General features: G+C 35.0%; 12 protein-coding genes. 7 read left to right on the top strand and 5 right to left on the bottom strand.

Translation table 11 applies throughout. From position 1 onward, the window contains the following. Window positions 1-7: 7 nt before the first annotated feature. From NQQ59_RS23740 to NQQ59_RS23725, 4 genes are all read left to right on the top strand, one after another. The gene (locus NQQ59_RS23740; RefSeq protein WP_144212184.1) at window positions 8-1,441 is read left to right on the top strand and encodes a SusD/RagB family nutrient-binding outer membrane lipoprotein; all 1,434 of its coding nucleotides are present in this window, start codon (window positions 8-10) and stop codon (window positions 1,439-1,441) included. Window positions 1,442-1,450: 9 nt separating this feature from the next. Next, window positions 1,451-3,025, top strand: coding sequence for a calcineurin-like phosphoesterase C-terminal domain-containing protein (locus tag NQQ59_RS23735; RefSeq protein WP_144212186.1), 1,575 nt, complete (start codon window positions 1,451-1,453; stop codon window positions 3,023-3,025). 13 nt (window positions 3,026-3,038) lie between these two features. After that, on the top strand, window positions 3,039-3,935 hold the full coding sequence (locus tag NQQ59_RS23730; protein WP_186296535.1) for a glycerophosphodiester phosphodiesterase family protein: 897 nt from the start codon (window positions 3,039-3,041) through the stop codon (window positions 3,933-3,935). A gap of 198 nt (window positions 3,936-4,133) precedes the next feature. Next, the gene (locus NQQ59_RS23725; protein ID WP_144212187.1) at window positions 4,134-5,426 is read left to right on the top strand and encodes a DUF3108 domain-containing protein; all 1,293 of its coding nucleotides are present in this window, start codon (window positions 4,134-4,136) and stop codon (window positions 5,424-5,426) included. 35 nt (window positions 5,427-5,461) lie between these two features. Here NQQ59_RS23725 and NQQ59_RS23720 read toward each other — a convergent pair whose 3' ends face one another. The 5 genes from NQQ59_RS23720 to NQQ59_RS23700 form a co-directional block, all read right to left on the bottom strand. Beyond that, the gene (locus NQQ59_RS23720; protein ID WP_144212189.1) at window positions 5,462-6,442 is read right to left on the bottom strand and encodes an SDR family NAD(P)-dependent oxidoreductase; all 981 of its coding nucleotides are present in this window, start codon (window positions 6,440-6,442) and stop codon (window positions 5,462-5,464) included. A gap of 430 nt (window positions 6,443-6,872) precedes the next feature. After that, the gene (locus tag NQQ59_RS23715) at window positions 6,873-8,681 is read right to left on the bottom strand and encodes an alpha/beta hydrolase fold domain-containing protein (protein ID WP_144212191.1); all 1,809 of its coding nucleotides are present in this window, start codon (window positions 8,679-8,681) and stop codon (window positions 6,873-6,875) included. Then, window positions 8,665-11,631, bottom strand: coding sequence for a glycoside hydrolase family 2 protein (locus tag NQQ59_RS23710; RefSeq protein WP_144212193.1), 2,967 nt, complete (start codon window positions 11,629-11,631; stop codon window positions 8,665-8,667). Before NQQ59_RS23710 ends, NQQ59_RS23715 begins: the two co-directional genes overlap by 17 nt. Continuing rightward, window positions 11,631-12,755 (bottom strand): glycoside hydrolase family 88/105 protein, encoded by a 1,125-nt coding sequence (locus NQQ59_RS23705; RefSeq protein ID WP_144212195.1) that lies wholly within the window; start codon window positions 12,753-12,755, stop codon window positions 11,631-11,633. The genes NQQ59_RS23710 and NQQ59_RS23705 overlap by 1 nt, the downstream gene beginning before the upstream one ends. 22 nt (window positions 12,756-12,777) lie before the next feature. Continuing rightward, window positions 12,778-15,564, bottom strand: coding sequence for a glycosyl hydrolase (locus tag NQQ59_RS23700; RefSeq protein WP_144212197.1), 2,787 nt, complete (start codon window positions 15,562-15,564; stop codon window positions 12,778-12,780). A gap of 422 nt (window positions 15,565-15,986) precedes the next feature. Here NQQ59_RS23700 and NQQ59_RS23695 point away from each other — a divergent pair, with 422 nt between their 5' ends. From NQQ59_RS23695 to NQQ59_RS23685, 3 genes are all read left to right on the top strand, one after another. Next, window positions 15,987-19,139, top strand: a complete 3,153-nt coding sequence (locus NQQ59_RS23695; protein WP_144212199.1) for a SusC/RagA family TonB-linked outer membrane protein — start codon at window positions 15,987-15,989, stop codon at window positions 19,137-19,139. A gap of 41 nt (window positions 19,140-19,180) precedes the next feature. After that, window positions 19,181-21,283 carry a RagB/SusD family nutrient uptake outer membrane protein gene (locus NQQ59_RS23690; protein WP_144212201.1) on the top strand — a complete coding sequence of 701 codons (2,103 nt, stop codon included), beginning with the start codon at window positions 19,181-19,183 and terminating at the stop codon, window positions 21,281-21,283. Window positions 21,284-21,721: 438 nt separating this feature from the next. Continuing rightward, window positions 21,722-24,865, top strand: coding sequence for a SusC/RagA family TonB-linked outer membrane protein (locus NQQ59_RS23685; RefSeq protein WP_144212203.1), 3,144 nt, complete (start codon window positions 21,722-21,724; stop codon window positions 24,863-24,865). The last annotated feature ends 1 nt before the right edge of the window (window position 24,866 follow it).

Genomic DNA, 24,866 nt, shown 5'->3' with positions numbered 1-24,866 from the left:
TAAGACAATGAAAAAGATAAAAATTACAGCAATACTTCTATTACTAACAGGAATGACTATTTCTTGTTCATCAGGTTTTGAAGAATTAAATGAAAATCCAAACCTTATTACAGAAATAAGTCCAGGAACATTATTGAACCCAATTATTTACGGAGTTGCTTCGCAAAATGCAAGTCAAAGTGTAGATGTTACCTTCAATTTAATGCAGGTTTCACTTCCTTTTCCAAGTATTACGGGTGGTTTGCATCGTTATGATGTGAGCAATAATATTGGGAATTCGGCTTGGAATAATTATTACAAATGGCTGAACAATATCAGAGAAATGCGAATGGCTTCTGTAAAAGCTGGAGACGGTAATTATGAAGCGGTGGCATTAACACTAAATGCTTTGGTTTATGCTAATCTTACGGATCTTTTTGGTCCAATTCCGATGACGGAAGCAGTTCGTGGAGAAGACGGTATTTTATACCCGAAATACGATAAACAAGAGTTTATTTATGAAACACTTTTAGCTGATTTAGAAAGAGCCAATACGCTTTACGATACCAGCAAAGCCATGATTTATACCGAAGATATTTTGTTTCAAAATAATGTTTTGAAATGGAAGAAGTTTACGAATTCTTTATTGATGAGATTGTTGCTAAGAGTATCAAACAGAACAGAAACAGGAGCATTTCAGAAACTAGCTTATATGGCTAATCATCCAGAAATTTATCCAGTTTTTACCAATACTGCCGAAAGTGCTATTTTGAAAGTAACAGGAGTTTCTCCAAATATGTCTCCGTGGGGAAGACCTCAAGATTTTAATTTGAATATCAAAATGGCTTCTTTTTTTATTGATAATTTAAATACGCTTGAAGATCCAAGAAGAGCCATAATCGCAACAGGAGCAACAGCTTTGGTAACCAATGCTCCAATTGGATTTAAAGGAATCACAAGTGCTTATGCTGGCGCAGATTCTCAGTTTAAATACAATGCTTCTACACTTTTGAATACACAAGTACAAAATCCAATGCAAATTTTAATTCTAACGTATGCTGAAGTTGAATTTATCAAAGCAGAATTAGCGCAACGTGGCCTTATTGCAGATGCGCAAGGACATTACGAAAAAGGAGTTAGAGCAGGAATCGAGCAATTGAAAGCCACAACTCCTGCAACATATTTTGATAAGGCAGAAGCAAAGTACGATGGAACACTAGAAAGAATCATGCTGCAAAAATACTACGCTTTGTATTTTACAGATTATCAACAATGGTTTGAATACCGTAGAACGGGACTTCCGGTGTTACCAACTACAACTGCAATGTTGAATAATGGAGTTATGCCATCTAGATTTACTTATCCAGATAATCAGCAGATTAAAAATAATGCAAACTATTTACAAGCTGTTGAAATGGTTGGCGGTGATAATATTAATACCAAAGTTTGGTGGGATAAATAATTTTTAAAAATGAAAAAGACATTTATATACAGTGCAGTTTTGTTTTGTGGTGTTTTGACAGCGCAGACAACGGTAAAAGGAATCGTTTATGAGGATTTGAATCAGAACGGTAAAAAAGAAAAAAAGGAAAAAGGAATTGCCAATGTTGCCGTTACAAATGGTCGCGAAGTAGTTTTAACAGATAAAAAAGGAAACTACGAACTTCCATTAAAAGACGACGCTATTATTGCGGTAATCAAACCATCGGCTTATAAAATTCAGGTTAATAAAGATAATTTGCCTCAGTTTTTCTATAACCATAAACCTGCGGGTTCTCCAAAAGGTAAGTTTGAAGGAGTAGCTCCAACGGGAAAACTTCCAGAATCAGTAGATTTTGGATTAATTCCTCAAAAAGAAACAGCCGATTTTACAGCGCTTGTTTTTGGAGATCCACAACCTTATACACTGGAAGAAGTTGATTATTTTACAAGAGGAATTGTTTCTGAAGTTGAAGGAATCAAAAACATCCCATTCGGGTTAAGTATGGGAGATTTGGTTGGAAATGATTTGAGTTTGTTCAATCCGTATATTCAGGCAGTAAAAAAAGTCGGAATTCCGTGGTACAATCTGTTAGGAAATCACGATTTAAATTTTGATGCCAAAGCAGATCATTTGGCTGATGAAACGTATGAAGCTCATTTTGGTCCTGCTAATTATACTTTCAATTACGGAAAAGTGCATTTTATTGTAATGGATGATGTTTTATATCCAGATCCAAGAGATCATGAAGGATATTGGGGAGGTTTTACGGAAGAACAATTAAAATTTATAGAAAATGATCTGAAAGTCGTTCCAAAAGATAATTTAATTGTTTTGGCTTTCCATATTCCAATAAGTGAGCCTGATGCTAAAGACGATTCTTTTAGAGATGAGGACCGTCAAAAATTATTTGAATTGTTGAAGGATTTCCCAAACACACTTTCACTTTCAGCTCATACGCATTTGCAAAGACAAGATTTCTTTGATAAAAAAGATGGCTGGTTGCAAGAAACGCCACATCATCATTACAATATCGGAACAACTTCAGGTGACTGGTATTCTGGAAAACTGGATGAAAAAGGAATTCCAATTTCTGTTATGAGAGACGGAACGCCAAAAGGATATGCTTTCATTCATTTCAATGGAAACAAATATACAGTGGATTACAAAGTGGCAGGAAAACCAGAAAATTATCAAATGAAAGTTTTCGCTCCAAAAGTAGTGGCAAAAGCAAAACGCACAAAGTCTGGAGTATTTGCCAATTTCTTTATGGGAAGTAAAAAAGACAAAGTGGTTTACCGCGTAGATCAAGGAGAATGGAAAGAAATGGAATACGTTGAGGTTCAAGATCCATCATACGTAGAATTGGTTTATGAATGGGAATTATCAGAAGTGCTAATGCCAGGAAAACGTTCATCAGATCCTGAAAAAAGCACGCACGTATGGAGAGGAAATATCCCTTCGGATCTTGCGATTGGAGAACATGCTATCGAAATTAAAGCGACAGATATGTTTGGTAAAACACATACCGCAAATACAACTTACAGAATAGATAAAGTAAAATAATCGATTTCATAAAATGATAAAAATCAAAAAGATAAGTTGTGTTTTAATAGCAGTTTTGGCGGTATCTTCTTGTGGAAGTCAAAAAGCAATTACTTCAAAAATTGAGGTACAAGGTCATCGAGGCGATCGCGGGAATTTTCCTGAGAACTCAATTCCTGCCTTTATCAGCGCTGTAAATAAAGGTGTTGATGTTCTAGAATTGGATGTTGTAATCTCTAAAGATCAAAAAGTAGTTGTTTCTCACGAAGCTTTTATGTCATCACAATATATGTCAGATTTTGCAGGAAATCCGATTTTAAAAGAAAAAGAGAAGACTTATAATCTCTATGAAATGACGTACGACAGCATCAGAAAGTTTGACGGTGGTTCAAGAGGAAATGCTAATTTTCCGAACCAGCAAAAACAAAAAACATATAAGCCTTTGTTGTCAGAATTGATCGATACGATTGAACATTATATTGCCAAAAACAATTTAAAAACAGTTCGATACAATATCGAAATCAAATCTGAAAAAGCGGATTATGGTAAAAAACAGCCAGAACCTGAAGTTTTTACTCAAATGGTAATGAAAATTATCAAAGAAAAAGGTATTGACGGAAAGATAAACATCCAGTCTTTTGATCCGACGATTTTAAATGTGATGCACAAAAAATATCCAAAAACAAAATTGGCTTATTTGGTTGGAGAAGGAGCTATCGCTAAAAATCTTTCACTGCTTGATTTTAAACCAGAAATTTATAGTCCACATTATAAACTGTTAAATAAAGCTTCGGTAGATTCTTTAAGAATTTTAAAAATGAAAATTATTCCATGGACTGTAAATGATGAAACTGCTATCAATAATATGATTCAACTCCAAGTAGATGGAATTATTACCGATTATCCTGAACGAGTTTTAAGTAAAAGATAAAAATCTGTTTAGTTGTGTTTTTTTTTGAATAGGCCTTCAATTTAATTGAAGGCTTATTTGGTTTAAATCCCTTTTAATTTTAGAAAAAGGGCTGAAAAGCCAATTTGATCCAGAGAAAAATAAAAGTTTTTTTCTTACATTTGATAAAGAAATTAAGTATTCTAAAACAATTTGCCCCATTAAATTATAATAGTACGCATGAAATTATCTGCACTTATTCTAGCAGTGAGTCTGCTTCCATTTGCTGCATTATGTCAAAAAACGGTTGGACCCGGCAGCAAGGATATCAACACCAAATATATCAAACCCGAAAAATCACTTTTTACTGTTTATTATGTTAAAGATACGAGCTGGACAAAGCAAGGATCAATGGTATACGATGTTGTTTTATCGAATAATCAATTAAGTTTGACCAATTCATACACCCCAAAAGACAATTCTAGAACTAGTAATCGCATTTCTATAGCAGATGCCCAAACACTAAAACCTATTAGTTATGACAGTGATGGTAAGGAAATAAAATTAAGCCTTAGTTTTAGTAATCCAATTACTGGGACCTATTATTCCAAGAAAACCAAAAAGACAAAAAAAATAAATCTAAATCTTCAAGATCCATTTGTTGATTTCAACTGGACAGATCTTATGATCGGAACATTGCCATTAGATGTGGGGTATAAAGCACGTTTTGCTCAATTTTATTATAATGATGAAACCTCGATACATCTGGAATATTACACGATTAAAGAAGTAAAAAGCTTTATTTACAATTCTCCCAAAACGGGTAAGCATGAAACATGGCTTGTTAGTGTTACAGAAGAAAGTACCAAAGCAGTTTATAATTTTATTATAGATAAAAAAGACCGCCGTCTTTGGCAACGCGAAATGTCAATGGGTAAAGGTATGTGGGAAATCACAGTAAATGAGGAATTGGATTATCAACCTATTAAAAATAAATTCAATAAAGAAGAGGTTGTTCAACAGATCTCGAAAGGAAATAGTGTTGTTATTGGTACTGCGTATGCACGAGCAAATTCTGGTAAAAAATTAGGAGGTTTAGTTAATACAGCTAAAAAGCAATTTGCTCCAAAAGGAACAGAAATCACACTTTTTCCTAGTTCTGCGTATTATGAAGAGTGGGTAGAAGTGAATAATAAAATCCGTAAGCAGAAAAAAATGCCTGAAGTTCCCTTGAATCGTGATTTTGGTTACTCTATCAAAAAGGCCAAAGTGTATGATGACGAAGGACATTTTGAGTTTTCAGATCTAATGCCAGGAACTTATGTGATTATGGCTAGCTTTGATTTTTCTAACTCGTATAACTATTCGTATGTTTCAGGTTATACAAATTATTACAATTATTGGGGATATACGGGTTCTACAACAAATTATGGTACAGCGAGAGCATCTTATGTAGACAAAGCGAATATCGAAAAACGTGTAACCATAGACAAGGATGGCGAAAAGAAAGAAGTCAACTTAAAGGAAATGTAATCGTTGTGATTTAACAATTTTAAATAAAGAAGACTCTATTTTTTACTGACCAACAGAAAACCTAGACCAAATCCTAGTCCTGCAAAAAAGGCCAATTTTAGATTGTCGATTTTTTTGGAGGGAGGATTTCCATAAACGCGTAATGGTTCTTTAGAATTGGTCAAAACATTTCCAGGGTTATTTTCCTTTTCGGTATTAAGTTTCATTTTTGTTCTCAAAACAGCTGATGCGGAATTGATTATTAACTTGGGAAATAATTGATAGGTTTTGGTAATTGCCGAAGCTCTTAAATCTGGAAATAGATCTTTTCTTGGATGTTTTGCAAGATTGACCATTTGTGCTGCAGTATCTCGAGGATCAGAGGCTATGGAAGAAATTTTCATATCAAATCCAGAATATTTGGCAGAATGAAGATTACCTGTAGAATTTTGTAATTGAGGATAGAGATTGCAGATATGAATGTTTTTTCTGTTCGATATTTCACCTTGAAGACATTCCATCATACCTCTAATTCCATATTTCGAGGCAGAGTATACAGCGCTGTATGGCGCAGGCATAAATCCTCCAATAGAAACATTGTTAATCAAAATGCCTTTATTTTGATCTTTAAAAATTTTGATTGCATGATAAGCTCCATGCATGTATCCGAATAAATTGGTTTTAAGAACTTGCTCGTGAATTTCCATTGGAATTTCTTCAAATTTTCCACTGGCCATTACACCGGCATTATTGACCCAGATATCAATTTTACCATACGCTTCTAGAGCCTTGCTAACAACTCTATTTACGTCTTCTGCGATTGACATATTAGCAGACACCCCGATGGCAGAGACTCCAAGTGCACGACAATATTCTACAACGTCATGTAGCCCTTTTTGGCCTCTTGCTACTGCAATAATGTTACAGCCTTCATTTGCAAAAGCTTCAGCCGCTGCACGACCTACACCGCTGCTTGCACCTGTTATTACTACATTTTTTCCTTTAAGGTTGCTACTACATGCTTGTATATCTTTCATATCTCGATTTATTAAGGTGTCATAAATTACTTCGGAGTATTCTTGCAGTTAATTATTCAGAGCTTCTTTTTGAAAAGATGTTATTCGTTTTTTCATTGGTTCTGCTTGAGGAACTTTTTAAAGTATGTTTTTTCTCAGAAGTTCTGGTGCTTGATATTCTGTTTTTCTTATTTGGAATATTCATAGTAAATAATTTAATTACTGAAGAATTTGTTTTTAGAATGAATTGTAAAATTATTCTATGTTGTTTATTTTGAGTTATATAATTACGTTTGGTAATTGCTTAATTAAGAGGTTCTTTTTTTTAAGTTTAAAAAATGAAAAACTAAAAATCCTTGATATCGATTAAATCTTAAAATACAAAAGCCCCTTTTGTAAGGGGCTTTGTTAATCATTATAATGTAAAAATCAGTCTGATTTTTGGCTGTTTCTATTCCTTTTTTAAAGTCATAATTTCATCAGCCGAAACTTTGATTACAGTACCATGTCTTGTACCAGTCGGGAAACTTACTTGTTCTGAAATATCTTCCCAGCCTTTTGAAGTTTCCTTCACAGCACCATATTTTTTTTGTGTGTATTTATCAAAATAAACAATCCAGTTGCCATCAATCTTTATTGCTGTCGGGCCTTCTGCCCAATAATCTCCTGTAATAGGTTTGCTTGCTGAACTATAAGGTCCGGTTAAATTTTTACTGTAAGCCACTTTTAAATTCTTCTGAACCGGATTTCTGGTTTCATCTTTTAAATACATAACATATTGTTGGTCCTGTTTTACAATAGAAGCATCTATGACATTAAAACCTGGTTCATACAATAATTTTGTTTTTGCGAATTTTTTAAAATCTTTAGTAGTCGTGTAATAAATTCTATGATTGTATCCTTTTTCTTCTTCTGATTTTGTTTCTGGAAATTTACCATTAATTGTAGAGGCCCAATAAATCATATACGTTTTTGATTTTTCGTCATAAGTAATTTCAGGTGCCCAAGTATTTCTGGCTTTTTCTTCATGCGCCATTACTGGAATAAATTCTTGTTTTGACCAATGGATCAAATCTTTAGATGATGCATAACCAATGCCTTTGTCTGTCCAGCTTACCGTCCAAACCATATGATACAATCCGTCTCCGCCTTTGATAACACAAGGATCACGCATTAACTTATCTTTTCCAACTTCTGGAGTTAAAAATGAAGTGTCGTTTTTTAAACTTGTCCATTTGTAACCGTCCTCGCTATAAGCCAAATGAAGTCCGTCTTCACCATTCCCTTTAAAATAGGTAAATACATAACCATCAGGTTTTAAAGTATAATCGTTTGCAGAAAGCCATTTTTCACAGTCTTTTGGCCAATTGGCATTGGTGCCTTTAACACCTAATCCGAAACCGTGACCGCCATTTTCATATAAATGCATTTCTGCCGAAACTTTTTCTTTCTTTAAGCCTAAATAATAATTAATACTATTTTCAACAGGAACCGCTTTGTCGTCCGTTGCATGAACTAAAAATGCTTTTGGCGTTGAAGCATTGATTTGTTTTTCATTTGAATATTTCTCAGTCAGTTCATTGTTGGCATTTTTGCCTAATAAATTGTCCTTTGAACCTTGATGTGTAACGCCTTCCTGCATTGAAATAACAGGATAAATCAAAATGGAAAAATTAGGTTTTGCACTAATCGTATCTGACGGAGTATAAACTTTATCATTGTAATGCGTTGACAACGTAGAAGCCAAATGTCCTCCAGCCGAGAATCCCATAATTCCAATTTTATTTGGATTCAGTTTCCATTTTACAGCATTTCTTCGAACAACTCTTATGGCTTCCTGAGCATCTTGGAGAGGACCAACAATTTTGTTTTTCATAATTAAATCGCTTGGCAATCTATACTTTAAGACAAAAGCGTTTATTCCCAAGCTATTAAACCATTCAGCAACTTTAAAACCTTCTTTATTGATTGCCAACATGCCGTAACCACCACCAGGACAAATGACAACAGAAGTTCCGTTTGATTTTTGCGGATCGGCTAAATAAACAGTAAGCGTTGGTAAAGTTACTTTTCGAACTCCATCGGCAATACCATTTTTATCTTTGTCAACTATTTCAGAATAATCTTTTGAGACAATTTCGTCTGGAATTTTATCCCATAACGGAATTTCTTTTTTCTGCGAAAGTGCCGGAATTGTAAGCGAGAGAGACAGAAAAAGCAATGTGGCTTTTAAACGATTTAAATTATTTGATTTTTTCATAAAATTCTATTTCAACAATGCGTAATTGACCAGCCGCATCAACTGATGTTTTATCTTTGTATAAATCTAACTCTTTTGTTGGATCTACTTCAACAATTTTCGAAAATACGTCTTTTTCTTTGTTAGCGCCAATTAATTCAATAGTGATTTTTTCTGCCAAAACAGGTTCCAACGGAATCGTAACATAACCTAAACTCTGAGTTGTATTTCCTTTAAAAACTTCTTTTCCGTCTGCTAAAATTCTGATTGGATAGATTTTGCTTCTCCAGCCTGTAAATTTAGCAACAACTTCATTAACAATTGATGGTTTTGAAAGCGTGTAGGTTATCGAACCTGTATTGATATTTCCGTCATTTCGCCATTCGGTTAATTCGTTATCGTCATAACTTTTGTACGTATCATTATTGTTTGAAGGAGAAACGGCATTCAAAATATTTACCGGAATCCTTTTTTGTCTATAAGAAGGTGTTTTTGGAGTTGGCCCTCGTTCTAAATTCGAAGGCAGATTATTGCCTGGAAGTTCTTCTGAAAGACCATTTATTGTATTTACGGTTTTAGTCTCAAATGAAAGTTCAGCCGATTTTAATCCGTTAGATTGAGCTGAAATCGTAATTTTTCCGGCTTTCGCCAAAGATTGAATCATAACTCTATTCACACCATTTTCAACTGGAATTTCTTTAGAAAGAATATAATTTTTTGGACCTTGAGCAATTCCACCCAACCAAGTAAGAGGACCATTTGTAGTAAACGAAATCATATTATTACTGATTGGACAGCGATTCCCATTTTTATCCAAAACTTCAACTTCAATTAAAGCAGTATCAGCACCATCAGCTAACATTCCTTGTGGTTGTGTGATTAATTTCAGTTTGATTTGAGAAGGTTCGTCAACGGTTATTTTTTTATCTTGACTTAAAATAGTCCCATTTCTATCATAACCAATTGCTTTAATTGTGCCTGATTTAAAGGCAATATTTTCAAAAGTAAATAAAAATTCACTGCTTCGTTTTCCAAAACCTTGTGAAATTCCGTTGACAAAAAGTTCGACTTTTGACGCTGTAGAAACGACATAAATATTCTTTACAACATTGTCAGCATAGTTCCAATGTCCCATAATGTGTGTACGATGTTTTTCAACATCAACCCAGCCGTCCCACATCACTTGATGCGCCCAATAACCGTCTTTTGGAATACGCATAGCATCAACTTCGCCACTAGTTCTGTAATTTGATTCACCACGATGATGTGTATTAGAATCCGAAAAAATAATATTTACGCCACCAGAATTTACTCGTTTTCCAGTTCCAGGTCTTTCTCTGTAATAATCATACCAACGAATCACATTTTCAATTGCATGGTGATCCTGATTATGATTGTAATCGGAAGCTGGATTTCCGCGATACAAAGGGCCGTCGCCTTCTTTATGAAAAGGAGGAGAGAATTCATCCCAGTATTTTCGCATTCCTTCATCTCTCGAATATTCGGTTGCCCACAAAGGTTTTCGCGCACTTTTATTGATGTAAAGCATTTCTCCACCATATTCGGCTTCTTGGCTGTCTAACATTTCACGGGAACCGATTGCACGCCCGCCAAAAGGATCATAAGTATCTCTAAGGCTTTTCATTTCGTGCATGTGCGCTTCGCTGATGGATTCGTTGCCGCTTTCATAAAAAATAATACTCGGATTATTTCTGTTGTAAATAATGGCATCACGCATCAGGTTTACACGTTGTTTCCAAGTGTCGCCTTGTGCGTCTTTTTCTGCATCACCGGCTGGCATAGCTTGTAACAAACCAACTCGATCGCAAGATTCAATATCTTGTTTCCAAGGAGTAACGTGCATCCATCGAACTAAATTCCCATTTCCTTCGACAATTAATTTATTACTGAAATCGCTCAACCAAGCTGGAACCGACATTCCAATTGCTGGCCATTCGTTGCTGGTTCTTTGCGCATAACCTTTTACCTGCAAAACTCTGTCATTCAACCAAAATTGCCCTTCGGCGAAAGCTGTTTTTCTAAAACCAGTTTTGGTTGCAACTTCATCCACAACTTTTCCATCAACTTTTAAAATGGTTTTTACCGTGTATAAGTAACCGTAACCCCAACTCCAAAAATGAAGATTGTTTACTAGAGAATTCGCTTTTAGTATTTTGGTTTCATTTGGCGCAATTGTCGTCTTTTCTCCAGAAAAAGAAGTCACTTTTTTGCCTTCTAAATCTTCAATAATCACATTATATTCAATAGTTTTTGCAACATCAAATTCATTGCGAATTTCGGTTTCAGCGTTTATTACTGCGCTTTCTTCTTGAATATTAATTTTTGAAGGATAAATATAAACTCCAGTCGTCTTTAGATTGGAATAGAGTGGAAGTGTCTGATATAATTTATTGGTAATATGTAGAAAAACATTTTTTGGGATTCCGCCGTAATTGGCATTGAAATTAATGTTATTCCATTGATACGATGCTCCTGTGGATTGTTCCTTGTATTTCCAGTCGTTGTCGATTCTTAATGCGACAATATTTTCTTGTGGAAAAGGTTTGATTAAATTTGAAATATCAAAACCAAAAGCCATGACGCCATTTTCATGCAGTCCAACTTTTTGTCCGTTGATATAAATGGTTCCGGCTTGGCGAATGCCTTCAAATTCTAGGAATATTTTTTTGTTTTTAATTCCTTTGGGAAGCTTGAATTTTTTTCGATACCAAACAATTCCGGTTGTGAGATGTTCAATGTCTTTTTCGAAAGCTTCTTCTTGATTGTAAGCGTGAGGGAGTGTGATTTTTTTCCACGAATTATCATTAAAACTAAGAGACTCTGCATTTTGAGAGTCTCCTGTTTTTAGTTTCCAATCGGAATTGAAATTGTATTTTTCTCTCTTAAATTCCTGAGAAAATATCGTGGTTTTAAAAAGAATTAAAACAAGAAATAAGAGTGTATTTTTCATTATTTCATTTTATAAATTTCTGAACCAGCTAGTAAGAAACAGCCTAAACCATAATCTTCAAAATCAGGAATTTTATCATATGATAACGGCTGACCGTCTTTAGGTTCTTTTCCAGTTGATTGTAAAAATCCTAAAAATCCATTTGTGTGTAAACTTTCAGTTGTCATGGCATTCCAAGCTTTTTGAACAACAGGCAAATACGTTTCTTTTTTCAAAATACCACTGTTGATTCCGTAAGCCATTCCGTAAACGAACAAAGCAGTTCCAGAAGTTTCTTTTTCGCCGAAATTTGTAGGATCATGTAAACTTACATTCCAGAATCCGTCAGGTCTTTGAATTGGAACTAAAGCTGCCGCCATTGCTTTTAAATCTTTAATATATTGATCTCTGTGTGGTGCGTTTTCAGGAATAATAGTCAGCACTTTTGCCAATGCGCCAATAACCCAACCATTTCCACGGCTCCAGTAGCAGTTTTTTCCATTTGGTTCTTTGTACGGCGGATCAAAATCGGCATCACGCCACCATAAACCATCTTTTGGATTGAAAAGTCCATTATCACCATGTTTGTTTCTTGAATACATGTACATTTCATACATTTTTTCAAAGTAACGATTGTCTTTTTCTAAAACTCCCATTTTCGCAAAAACCGGCATTCCCATTTGTATAGCATCAATCCAAGACCAATCATCCAATTGAGGAGTGTTTAAAAGCATATTGATATTTGCTTTTGTATTTTTTAGTTTTTTAGAATCTGGTTCTAAATTATACAAGTCAATATAAGTTTGAGCAGCACAGTAATTATCGGCGTTACGAGTTGTATTTCCTCCGTTGAATCCCCATTTATGAAATTCTGACCAAGACATAGCATAATCGTAATACGCCTCTTTTGGGAAAATTTCATGTAACGCCATTAATCCTTCATAATAAACTCCACGTGTCCAAATGTTACTTGGACGTTCTTTATTAGTGATGATCGTTTTACCTGTTTCTGGCCATTTTTGCATGAAATAATCATTGGCTAAAATCATTTGTTTTAGAACTAATTTTTTGTCAAATGGCTGTTGCGCGCTGATTGTACAGGTGTACAAAAAGCATATTGAGAAGAATAAGGATAATTTTTTCATTTTTTGTATTCTTAGTTAATAGTTAGTTTTGCTGTTTTAATGGTGTAAGTGTTATTGGTCCTAAAAGTCCCGAAGGCATTGGAGCCCATTTTGTTGCATCAAATTTTTTATAATCTTTATCGACCATATTGATTTCATAAAAAATCTTCCATTCTTCGCCTTTTAATTCTTTATTGCGAATGCGGTTTGCAGAAAGATTGGTTACTTGAATTTTTAATGTATTTTTTCCAGATTTTAATTTTTCGATATTTAATTGATAAGGAACAGACCACGCTGTACCTATAAATTCATCATTTAGCCAAACTTTTGCGCTTTCGCGAACATCTCCTAGGTTTAAACTCCAATGTTCAATTTTTTTATTTGGATTTTCAAATTGTAAAGTATATGTCGCTGAACCTGAAAAAGCTTCGGCTTCTGGGCTTAATTTTGTCCAAGATTCTAAAGTTGAAACTGTTGCGCTTGGTGGCAATTCTGGTCCGCCTTTGTCAAAATTGATTTTCCAGTTTCCTTTTAATGGTACGGCTTCAGCAATTGGTTCGTAATAATTCCATTTTTTTTGTGAAGCCGTATTTTCTGTTTTTAGAAAATAAGATTCTCCTGGTGCAATTTTAATTTTAACCAAAGTTCTATTTGCTTCTTTTTTTACAATTGCATTTCTAAATTCTCTAGTTAACGGATTTAAAATCACCACTTCTTTATTTCCAATTTCTATCGGAATAAATTCATCAATTGTTTTTGGAGTATGATTTACCAAATAATATATTTTTTCGCCATCAACATTTCTTCTAATGAATTTTAAACCTGTATTTACAAGCGTTTCAGGATAAATTTGAGCATTTTCTAAGGTTTTGAAAATATCCGAAGTTGGCTTAACCAAATCGCTATTTGCAGTCAAAATATTTTGAAGATCTTGTTCTTGCTTTTGATAATCATTAAATCCAGGAACAGATTCTGGAAGCCCTTCAAAGATGATTTTGGCACCCGCTTTTTGTAATTCGATCAGTTTTTGAATGGTTGCAAGCGGCATTTTTTTCACTGGCGGAATTACTAATGCTTTAAAAGTTGTTCCGTTAAGATTTATTTTTCCATTTATAACTTTGGCTTCAGCAATAAAATTATCTGAGATAAAATCTACGCCATAACCTTTATTCATTAAGTTTTTAGTCGAACTGTAAAAAGTTGTCGGATGAAGCCATTCTTGCAATGAATGTATTTTGAATTCAAAGAATAAGGTTCCTTTTTGATATTTGTCCCAAGTATCAAAAATTGGCCAATAAAGCAAAAGTTCATTATCAGATTTTCCTTGTTGCAATAAAGATTGGCAATTTGAAATATAAGAGAATAGAGAAGGAGCATCTTCCCAAATACTGTTATTTGCATTGAAATTGACTGACGCATAAAATTGCCATCCCGGCCAGACAGCGCGATCTGGAGAATAAGTTGAACCATGAAGAAAAATATGATTGATTCCGCTCAGCATCAAATCTTCAGCTTCTGGTTTACATTGTGAAAGTGCCGTTTTAAAATGTTCTCTCAACCAAGTAAAAGTCTCAGATGAAACGAGATTTTTCCCAGAAATATGTGCTGCTGATGATGAAAATTTCAACATAACCGGATCCGCATCGCCTTCGCGGATGTCTTCTTTTTCTCTTCTAAAACCTGGAATATCAAAAGGCATAGAGCCAAAAGTTTCACATTCAGGAATATCGGCTGCGGCGTATAAATCAATTAAATTTCCAGGTGATCCATGCGCTTGAAGTTTAGTTTTAAAGCTTTTTGAATGTGCCCATTCTGTCCAAGGTTTATCGAATTTAGTCAATAATAAATCACCAATGGTCTGGCGATAATCACTTCTAATGCGATTTCCAATTTCACCATCGGTTTCATTTAATAATATTGGCAATTGTTTTTTTAAATCGTAGCCTCTTAGTTTTTGAAATTCTTCGAAGAATTTAGGTGTAAAATCAGTTCCGTAAACTTCGTAGCTATCATTAAAAATAGCTCTGATTTTTCCTTCACGACCTTTGAAAGCATTGTTAAATGGAACAACATAAGCATTAAAAGCATCTTGCGAATAGTGATCTAAGGTAAAACCGCTTCCGCCCGGTGCCGCTCTTTTTACTTGTTGACCAGTTTTGCCACTATAAACAGCATAAATGGTATAATCTGTCTTTTTAGCTTTCCATTTTAATTTATTTGGTTCGGTCTGATTTGGAATTTCTACAGATTTCCCATCAATTCCTTTATCTTTTGTTTTCGTCTGATTCTTTTTCAGCTGATCGGTTAAATTGATGTAAGAACCGTCTTTTCCATAAGCCACTACATATAATAATTCGGTAGGATTTTTTTCTTTTTGGTTTTGAAGTGTAATGTTTTTATCAATAGTCTCGTCTTTTTTAATCTGATATTTTTCAATAATCAGTTTTGTTGCGGCGTTTGCGACTGTCACATGCGATCCGCCATAAGGCCAACCTGTTCCTAAAACCATGTCAACTTGCATGTGAAGGCTGTCTGCTACATGAATGGTATAATCCAGCATTTCCATCCATTTTGGAGATAGATAGTCGATGAAATTGTTTTCTTCGCCTTTTACGCCATATATTGGGGTGATTTCGACACCTCCAATTCCGACCCTATGAAAATCAATTAAACTTCTTTTTAAGTTTGGTTTATCTACTGCACTTCCCATCCACCACCATCTTGCCCAAGGCTGATTTACATTAGTTGATTTAGGCCATGGTGAACTTTCCTGAGCTGGAGCAGTAATAATACAACTTAAAAGAAATAATAAAAGGTAATGTAGTTTCATTGGCTAAGATTTTAGTTTAATAAAGACAGTAAATCTCTTTTGTTTTTATCGCTTTATTGGCATCATGCAAAATGTCATTAGAGTAAAAGTATTAGGACTAAATTACAAACCTATCCTGTAGCATCCTGTTTGTTGTGAAATTAAATACTTAGTAAAAGTCTGTTATTTTTATATATATCATATTTTAATTCATAATAAATAATAAGAAGTGAAAAAAAAATAAAGAAAAAAAATGGATATGTTATTTTGTGTTTTTAATATTTGTATTGTATTGAAAATCAGCTTGTTGTGTTTTTTTTTCATGACTATTTTTTGTTAAGATAACTTTAACAATCTGAAAGTTAACAGGATACTACAGGATACAGCGCCAATCTCTTCTGGATAAATTTGGTTTAACTATAACTAACCAAATTTTACTTTTTATGAAAAACAAATGGAGTCTTTTTGTGGTCTTCCTTATGTGTGTTTTATTGCATACATCAGGTTACGCACAGAACAAAATGGTTAAGGGTACAATTACTGATGTATCCGGGCTGCCTGTTCCGGGAGCCAATGTGATTATTAAAGGAACAAAGCAGGGAACTAGCACTGACTTTGACGGGAAGTATTCTATAAGTGCTTCACCAGGACAAGTATTGGTTTTTTCTTCTACTGGTTCTAAAACAGTTGAAAAGACTGTTGGTACTAATTCAGAGATCAATGTAAGTCTAGCTGATGAAGTATCTGAGCTTAATGAGATAGTTGTCGTGGGTTACGGAACTCAGAAGAAATCTGATGTAACAGGATCAGTGTCAACTATATCTGCTCAGCAGTTAATGAATCGACCTGTTTCTAATGCTACTGAAGCTTTACAGGGTAAGATTGCTGGGGTTGACATTACTACAAACGAACGTCCAGGAAGTCTTGGTACCGTTCGTATTCGTGGTACTAGATCTTTGACGGCAAGTAATGATCCTTTGTATGTTGTAGACGGTGTACCATTAATGTCTGCTTCTGCAATTGAAACTTTAAATCCAAGAGATATTGAATCGATGGATATTCTTAAAGATGCATCTGCCACAGCGATTTACGGATCTCGTGGAGCAAATGGTGTTATTATTGTGACGACTAAACAGGGAAAAGCAGGTAGATTTACTTTAAACTATGCAGGTACTGTGACTACTTCTGAAATTGTTGATAGGGCACCATCAATGAGTGCATCTGATTTTATTACTTTCAGACGTTGGGCGGCTTATAATCTTGATCCTACTAAATATGCGCATCCTGATTCTCCTACTCAGGCAAATGATAGATTGATTTTTGACAGTGCATTAGATGGACAAACTTCAAGAGATAATGTATTAAAAGGATGGGCAAGTGGTTCATGGGATGCTTCTAAGGTAACCAATACAGACTGGACTGATTATGTAACTCAGGGAGGAGTAAGTACAGAGCATGTTATTAGTGCAAGTGGTGGTTCTGAAAAAGTAAATACATACGGTTCTGTTGGTTATTTAGATAATCAAGGTACTCAAAGAGGGCAATGGTACAAACGTTATACCGCAAAACTGACTTCAAATATCACTCCGGTGGATTGGTTTAAAATGAATGCTTCTTTCAATGTTTCATGGAGCGAGCAGGATTATGGAATGTCAACTTTAAGTGCAAGAAGTGGTACAGCTCCAGATGCAATTTATGGAGCAGCTAAACAGATTTATAATATTGCAGTTCCTTATGATGCAAACGGTAATTTGATCATTAATCCGGGTGGTGAATCTGGAGTTTATACGATTATGGACGAGTGGGATAAAAGTACACAGCAATCGCAAACACTGCGTGTTTTGGCAAATTTTTCTGCTACTTTAGATTTTGGAAAAATGACGAAATCATTAGAAGGGCTTACTTATAAGCTAAATTTCGGACCTGATTTCCGTCATTGGAGAGAAGGTGCTTATATTGACGGGACATCATCTTTAAAAGTGAATTCAAATGGAAGTGCGGGTGTTAATTATGCACGTCTTCAAAACCGTCGTGATTTTTCATGGACAGTAGATAACATTATTAACTATGATCGTACGTTTGCAAAACATAAAATTGGATTAACTTTATTACAAACGGCATCATCATGGAATATAGAAAATTCTTCAATGAGTGCTAATAATATTCCTAAACCTTCATTTTTATGGAATGCTATGGGGTCGGTAGATGCTACAAACGCAGCTAACAATGCACGTATGAGTTCTGGGCTTACGGAGCGTGGTATCAGTTCTTATATGATTCGTACAAATTACGGATTTGATAATCGTTATCTATTGACAGTTTCAGGACGTTGGGATGGAGTTACGCAATTATCTGAAGGACATAAATGGGACTTTTTTCCTTCTGCGGCATTAGCATGGCGTATTAATAATGAAGATTTTTTAAAAAATGTTGCCTGGGTTGATAATTTAAAACTTCGTTTAGGTTTTGGTACTTCTGGTAACTCTTCTGTTGATCCTTATGGAACTTTAGGAAATATTAGTCAAATATTCCTACCTTTTAATGGTATGAGTAACGTAGCAGGTTTCACTACAAACGAACCTTATTATACTGCTAATCAAACAGGGATGCCTAATAAAAATCTGGGTTGGGAAAAAACAACACAGTACAATCTAGGTGTTGATTTTAGCTTCTTGAACAACAGAATTAGTGGTACTATTGATGCTTATAAATCTGATACTAAAGATTTATTATTACAAGTTGATATTCCTCCGGTATCAGGTTATCCATACATTGTTTCTAACATTGGTCAGACAAAAAATCATGGAGTGGAGGTAACACTTAATCTTATTCCAATACAAACTGCAAGTGGATTTACATGGGAAACTAATTTAAATGGTGCATGGCAAAAAGATCAAATTGTAAAATTAGCAAATGGCGCAAATGATATGGTAAGCAATTCTTGGTTTATTGGTGAATCTATCGCTGTTCGTTACGGATATGATAATCAAGGAATTTGGCAAAATACTCCAGAGGATCTTGCAGAAATGACGAAATGGAATGCTAATGGCTACAAATTTACTCCTGGAAATGTTAGACCAAAAGATCAAAATGGTGATTATAAAATGGATGCTAGTGATCGTGTAGTTGTAGGTAACAGTAACCCTAATTGGACAATGGGATGGAATAACAACTTTACTTATAAAGGATTTGATTTAGGAATAAACCTTTATGGTCGTACAGGATATACGGCTTCTTTAGGAGGTGAAGCTTTGACAGCACATGCTAATCAACGTGAGACAGATTACTGGACTCCGGATAATCCAAATGCTGAATTTCAAAAACCAATTTTAGGTCAGGCGACTTCGGGTTCACAAGATGCTTTTTCTGGACTTCTAGGTTTCCAAAAAGCATCATTCGTAAAAATTCGTAATATTTCTTTAGGCTATAATTTATCTAAAGATTTTGCAAATAAAATTGGATTAGCAAACATGAAATTATATGTTCAGGCCGTGAATCCTGGAAGTATCTACCAATCATTAAAATGGTACGATTTTGACACTAATAGAACTTATTTCAATCGCAGTTTTGTTATGGGGGTTGAAGTTGGGTTTTAATAAATTGTGGCGAATTGAAGTATAACATTAAAAGTGAAAAAATGAATAATATAAAAAATATAGGAATCGGTCTTTTATTAATGGCGGGGGTGTTTTTTACTTCGTGTTCAGAAGACTTTCTTGACGAAGAACAAACAAATGCATATTCTACTGCTTATTTTGATACACCTGAAGGGCTTCAAGCTTTAACAGTATCGCTTTATGGTAATATTCGCTGGCATTTTGGTTTCGAATGGTCTTACGGAAATACTTTGTATGGTACCGATGAGTTTACTAATGCAAATGACCTTACCAATGAAATGTGGAATACTTATGATAATCGTTTTGGACCGGTAGGAGCATCAACTGCAACAGGAGCTGCTAATGGAAATGCAACCAATCCAAATGCGCTTTGGGATGAAATGTACTATGGTATTGCCTCTTGTAATACGATCATTGCTAAAGCAGAAACTGTGATTTCAGATTTGAAAATCAGAAATCGTTGTTTGGCCCACGCGTATTTTTTAAGAGGATATAACTATTATAGACTTGTTGCACAATACGGGGGTGTTGTTCTTCAAACTAAACCAATTGAAGGAGTTGTTCGTAACTATGAGCGTGCTACAGAAGAGAAATGTTGGGAACAGGTTGTATCTGATTTCCGTAATGCTTACAGTCTTTTTGAAGGCGAAGTCTTTACTTATGGAAAGGGAATTACTTGGACAAAAGCAACAGCAGCACATTTTTTAGCAAAAGCATTGTTATTTCGTTCATCTGAGCGTAATGATTCTTGGAATAGCGCCTATAAAGATACCGATCTTAAAGAAGCGATTGATGCTTGTTCATACGCAATTACAGCACGTGGACCATTGACAGCTAATTATAGTGATTTGTATGCAAACTGGACAGGAATTGATTGTCCGAATGAACAATTAAATGAAATTTTGATGGCTGCAGGTCACAATGGTGATGCCTCTACAGTAGGTCGTTTTGGAAACCGTACGTATAGTTATTTTGCTCCTCAGTTTTCAAGTTTTTCTGGAGGATGGGTAAAACGTGGTGTATGGATTGGAAGTATGGATTTTCAGCGTTGTCGTCCAACAGAATATACTTACGGGATTTTTGATCACGTAAATGATGCCCGTATGTGGAAAACTTTTAGAACTGTTTATGGTGCTAATACTGTAATTACTCCGAATCCTTCAGGTGTAAAAGTTGGTGATCCTGGTATTATAATGATTTTGAATACCAAAAATGACAATACCTATAATAATGCTAAATTTGGAGCAAGTGTACAGGCACCAACTTGGACAGATGTTAATGGCCGTCTACCTGAATGGAATACAGGAGCTAGACAAACTGCTACTACAGGAACTTTGGCTGTTAAAAAAGGACAATTTGTACCTAACTCTTCAGTATTGTACCAAAATGGAGTTTATGTAGCGCCTACTTTTAAAAACCAGCCAATTTGTAACTTTTTTGCTGGGATTAATAAAACGGAAGATGGTTCACGTACTGCTGAAAGAGGTGATGCACACCGTGATGTAATTATGGCTCGTCTTGCCGAAACGTATTTAGTACGTGCAGAATGTTATGCCCGTCTTGGTCAGTATGGAAGTGCTATGCAGGATATTAATGTAGTACGAGTTAGAGCACAATGGAAAGCGGGAGAAAATAGATCTTATTACAATGATGGTTCTCAGGCTTTTAAAGTTAATCCTTTAAATACAGGAAGTTCAGCTACAAACTTTACGGCTTCTAATTTAGATATGAATACGTATTATTTGTCTAATCCAACACTTGCTGTTACAACTGCGGCTTCAGACTTAAGATTAACTTCTTTTCCGAATAGCTTACCTGCAGAAGATGAAGCAGTAATGGTTAAAGTTGGAGCTTCAACAGATAAAGAACGTGCGATAAACTTTATTCTTAACGAATCAACTCGTGAGCTTTTAGGTGAATGGCAACGTTGGGAAACACTTTCTCGTACCGGAATGCTGATCAAACGCGCTAAAGCATTTAATGCTGAAGCTGCTCCAAATATTACAGTTAATAAACATGAACTTCGTCCAATTCCTCAAACGTTTATTGATGGATTATTAAACGATGATGGTTCAAACTTGTCTAGTGCACAAAAAGCAGCATGGCAGAATCCAGGATATTAGTATCTTTTTATTTTTTGTTTTTGAAGAAGGAAATCGTCTCATTTTGAGACGATTTTTTTTCAATTTAGGTGATCCTAATCACTGTTTAATGTTTCCATAACTCATGAGTTTTTTCTAAACTGGGTACATAAGTTTTTTATAGAGAAATAGTTGCTTTTTAAGGGGTGAATTTTATCTTTTTATAAAATATTTTGATAAAAATTACAATTTTATAAGCTAAGGTGTTAATGTGTTTTTGTTTTGATAAATTTTTAATTCTTTCCTTTAAAATAAAGGTTTAACGAGTTTTTACGGGTTAAAAAATATTTAAATAAAATCTTTAATTCGCTGTGAATTACTGTCATTACTGGGAAGTTTAACAGGATAGTACAGGATACTGTGAATAGTGCTTCTAAATAAATTTGGTTTTAACTGATTATCTAACCAAATTAAACTTTTATGAAAAACAATCTTAATCTTTTACTGATTATGATCTTATGCTTGCTGGCATACTCATCCAGTTATGCGCAAGAAAAAACGGTTACAGGAACCGTTACAGATCCAGCCAAATTATCAATTCCAGGAGTTAATGTCATTGTCAAGGGAACCAATAGGTCAACTAGTACAGATTTTGACGGTAAGTACTCCATTTCTGCCGCATCTGGAGAAACGTTAATTTTCTCTTTTGTGGGATTTGTTAAGAAGGAAGTAAGATTAGGGGCTGCTGCTAATTACAATGTTTCACTAGATGCCGAAAGCGCCAATCTAAACGAAGTGGTAGTAATTGGGTACGGTACCCAAAAGAAGAAACTTACTTCTGGAGCAATTTCAGGAATTAAAACAGAAACTTTTACAGAACGTCCAATCTCAAGAATCGATCAGGGATTAATTGGTCAGGTAGCTGGAGTTCGTGTTAAACAGACCACTGGTTTACCAGGACAGCCTTTTAGTATAGAAATTAGAGGAGCTGGTTCTATTACAGCAGGAAATGAGCCTTTGTATGTTATTGACGGATTCCCGATTTATACGGAAGGATCAAACAGTAACGGAGGTTTTTCTAATGGAAGCCCACTTGACAACATGAATCCAAACGATGTGGCTTCGATTGAAGTTTTAAAAGATGCTTCGGCAGCTGCAATTTATGGTTCGAGAGCTTCAAACGGGGTTGTGATTATTACCACAAAAAAAGGTAAAACAGGGAAACCAAAATTTACTTTCAATACATACGGAGGAGTGAATAAGGAAGCCAACAGAGTAGATATGTTATCGGCAGAAGGATGGATTAAACGTGCAAAAACGATGATTGATTCGCAATGGGTTGGTTCTGGAATTGCTGGAGCATCGGCAAGTCAGACTACTGCAGAAAGAATTGCGGCTTACAATGCAGTAAATCCTTCAACTCCGCTTACAACATCCAATTCAAGATATTTTACATACTTGTATGATGACAGATGGGATATGCCAGGACATCCTGGACTAGATTATATTGACTGGCAGGATAAAGTTTTCCGTACAGGAGAATTCAGTAACTATCAATTAACTGCGTCAGGAGCTACAGAAACTGTTAATTATTACGTTTCTGCCAATTATCAAAAAAATACAGGATATATCATCGGAACGGATTATTCTCTTTTTTCTGCAAGAGCCAATGTGGATGTTAAATTATCTGAAAATTTTAAAATGGGAATCAATTTAGCACCTTCATACTCCATTAAAAATGATCCAGGAGTTGAAGGAAAAGACAATACTTTGTTTAAAGCGCTTACTGCAACTCCTGTTTTTGAAAGTGCTTCAAACGCAGCTGGAGAAAAATATACCACTCGTTATGCTTGGGGATCTAGTACAACAAATATGCTGAATGCTTTAGCTAGGACAGGAAGAAATTCCATGTATAGAAATCTGATTTCAGGATATGCCAGCTATCAGTTTGCTAAAAACTTTACATTAAAAAGCACGATTAACTTTGATAACTCAGACAACGTAAACGAGAGTTATACGCCAAATGATGTTATTGCAAGTATCAGAGGAGCTTACAATACATACAGAAGACAGAATATTGTAAATGAAAATACACTTACCTATGACAGAACTTTTGGGAACCACAGTTTTAATGTGCTTTTAGGAGAATCTTTCAACTCCTATGAAATTACAAAATCCACCATGTCATCTGGAGCGCTTTACAACAGTTCAAGTATAGAAACGCTTCCTGCGGGATCGATTGGTTCTACTAATGCTGAGAAAAATGCCTTGCTATCTTATTTTTCACGTCTTCAGTATAATTACAAAGAAAAATACATTTTATCGGCTAGTATCAGACGTGATGGATCTTCAAAATTTGGTACAGACAGAAGATGGGGAACTTTTTCTTCTCTTTCGTTAGGATGGAGAGTGAAACAAGAAGCCTTTCTTCAGGATGTTGACTGGTTAACCGAATTTAAATTAAGAGCTAGTACTGGTATAAACGGAAGTAATAACATCGGAAGTTATGCACAGTACGCAACTCTCGGAACATACAACTACTCAATTGGAGGTGCAGTGGCAATTGGTCAGGGAGCTGCTTCTATTCCAAATCCTTCTTTACATTGGGAAGAATCAAAAAGTATAGATTTTGGATTGGATTTCGGATTTATTAAAAACAGACTTACTGGAACATTTGAGATGTACAGAAAAAATAACAGTGAATTGTTGTTAAGAGTACCGGTTCCAGGAGATTCTGGTTTCCAAACGTATTTAACTAATATTGGAGAAGTACAGAATCAAGGATGGGAATTTGAGTTAAACTCTCTAAACGTTAAAACACCAAGTTTTGAATGGAGAACTTCTGCGAACATCAGTCATAATGAAAACAAAGTTTTGGCATTAGGGCCAGACCAGTCTAAAATTGAAATTAGTAACTCATTTGATGGAGGTGTTCCATTTGTAAAATTAGAAGTTGGAAAACCAATGTACACCATCTTTGGATTAAGACAAAATGGAGTTGTGACTCAGGCAGATATTGATGCTGGTGGAACTACAATTGGAGGGAATAAATTGGTATTAGGAGATCCAAGATATGTGGATCAGAACGGAGACAAAAAAATCAATTCAGAAGACCGTGTCGATTTAGGAAATCCAACTCCAAAATATACTTGGGGAATCACGAATACTTTTAAATATAAAGATTTTGATTTAAATGTTCTGGTTCAAGGACAAAATGGAGGAACGGTTTATGGTTTGACAGGACGTGCGATTGATCGTACAGGAATGGGGTCTGTAGAAAATTCATTAAATGTTGATCCGGCTGTTAGAGGAAACTGGAGAACCTCTTTTGGTTATCAGGCCAACTCAGACTGGTTGTATAAATCAGATTATGTAAGTGTTAGAAGTATTTCAATTGGATATAACTTAAGACAAGCACTTAAAGGAGTTTCAAGAATCGATAACGCAAGATTATATGTAACAGGCGAAAACTGGTTTTATTGGAATAAATACAAAGTAGGTTTCAATCCAGAAGCAGTAAATACTTCAGGAAGTTCAAACAGTGATTTTGCTGTTCCCGTTGATTATGGTGGAGCGCCTTTGGCAAAATCTTTAGTAATTGGACTTAACATTAATTTTAATTAAA

This window comes from Flavobacterium panacis, from assembly GCF_024649945.1.
Lineage (GTDB): Bacteria > Bacteroidota > Bacteroidia > Flavobacteriales > Flavobacteriaceae > Flavobacterium > Flavobacterium panacis.
Note: the sequence above shows the minus strand (reverse complement) of the source record. Positions and strands in the feature narration are given on the sequence as shown.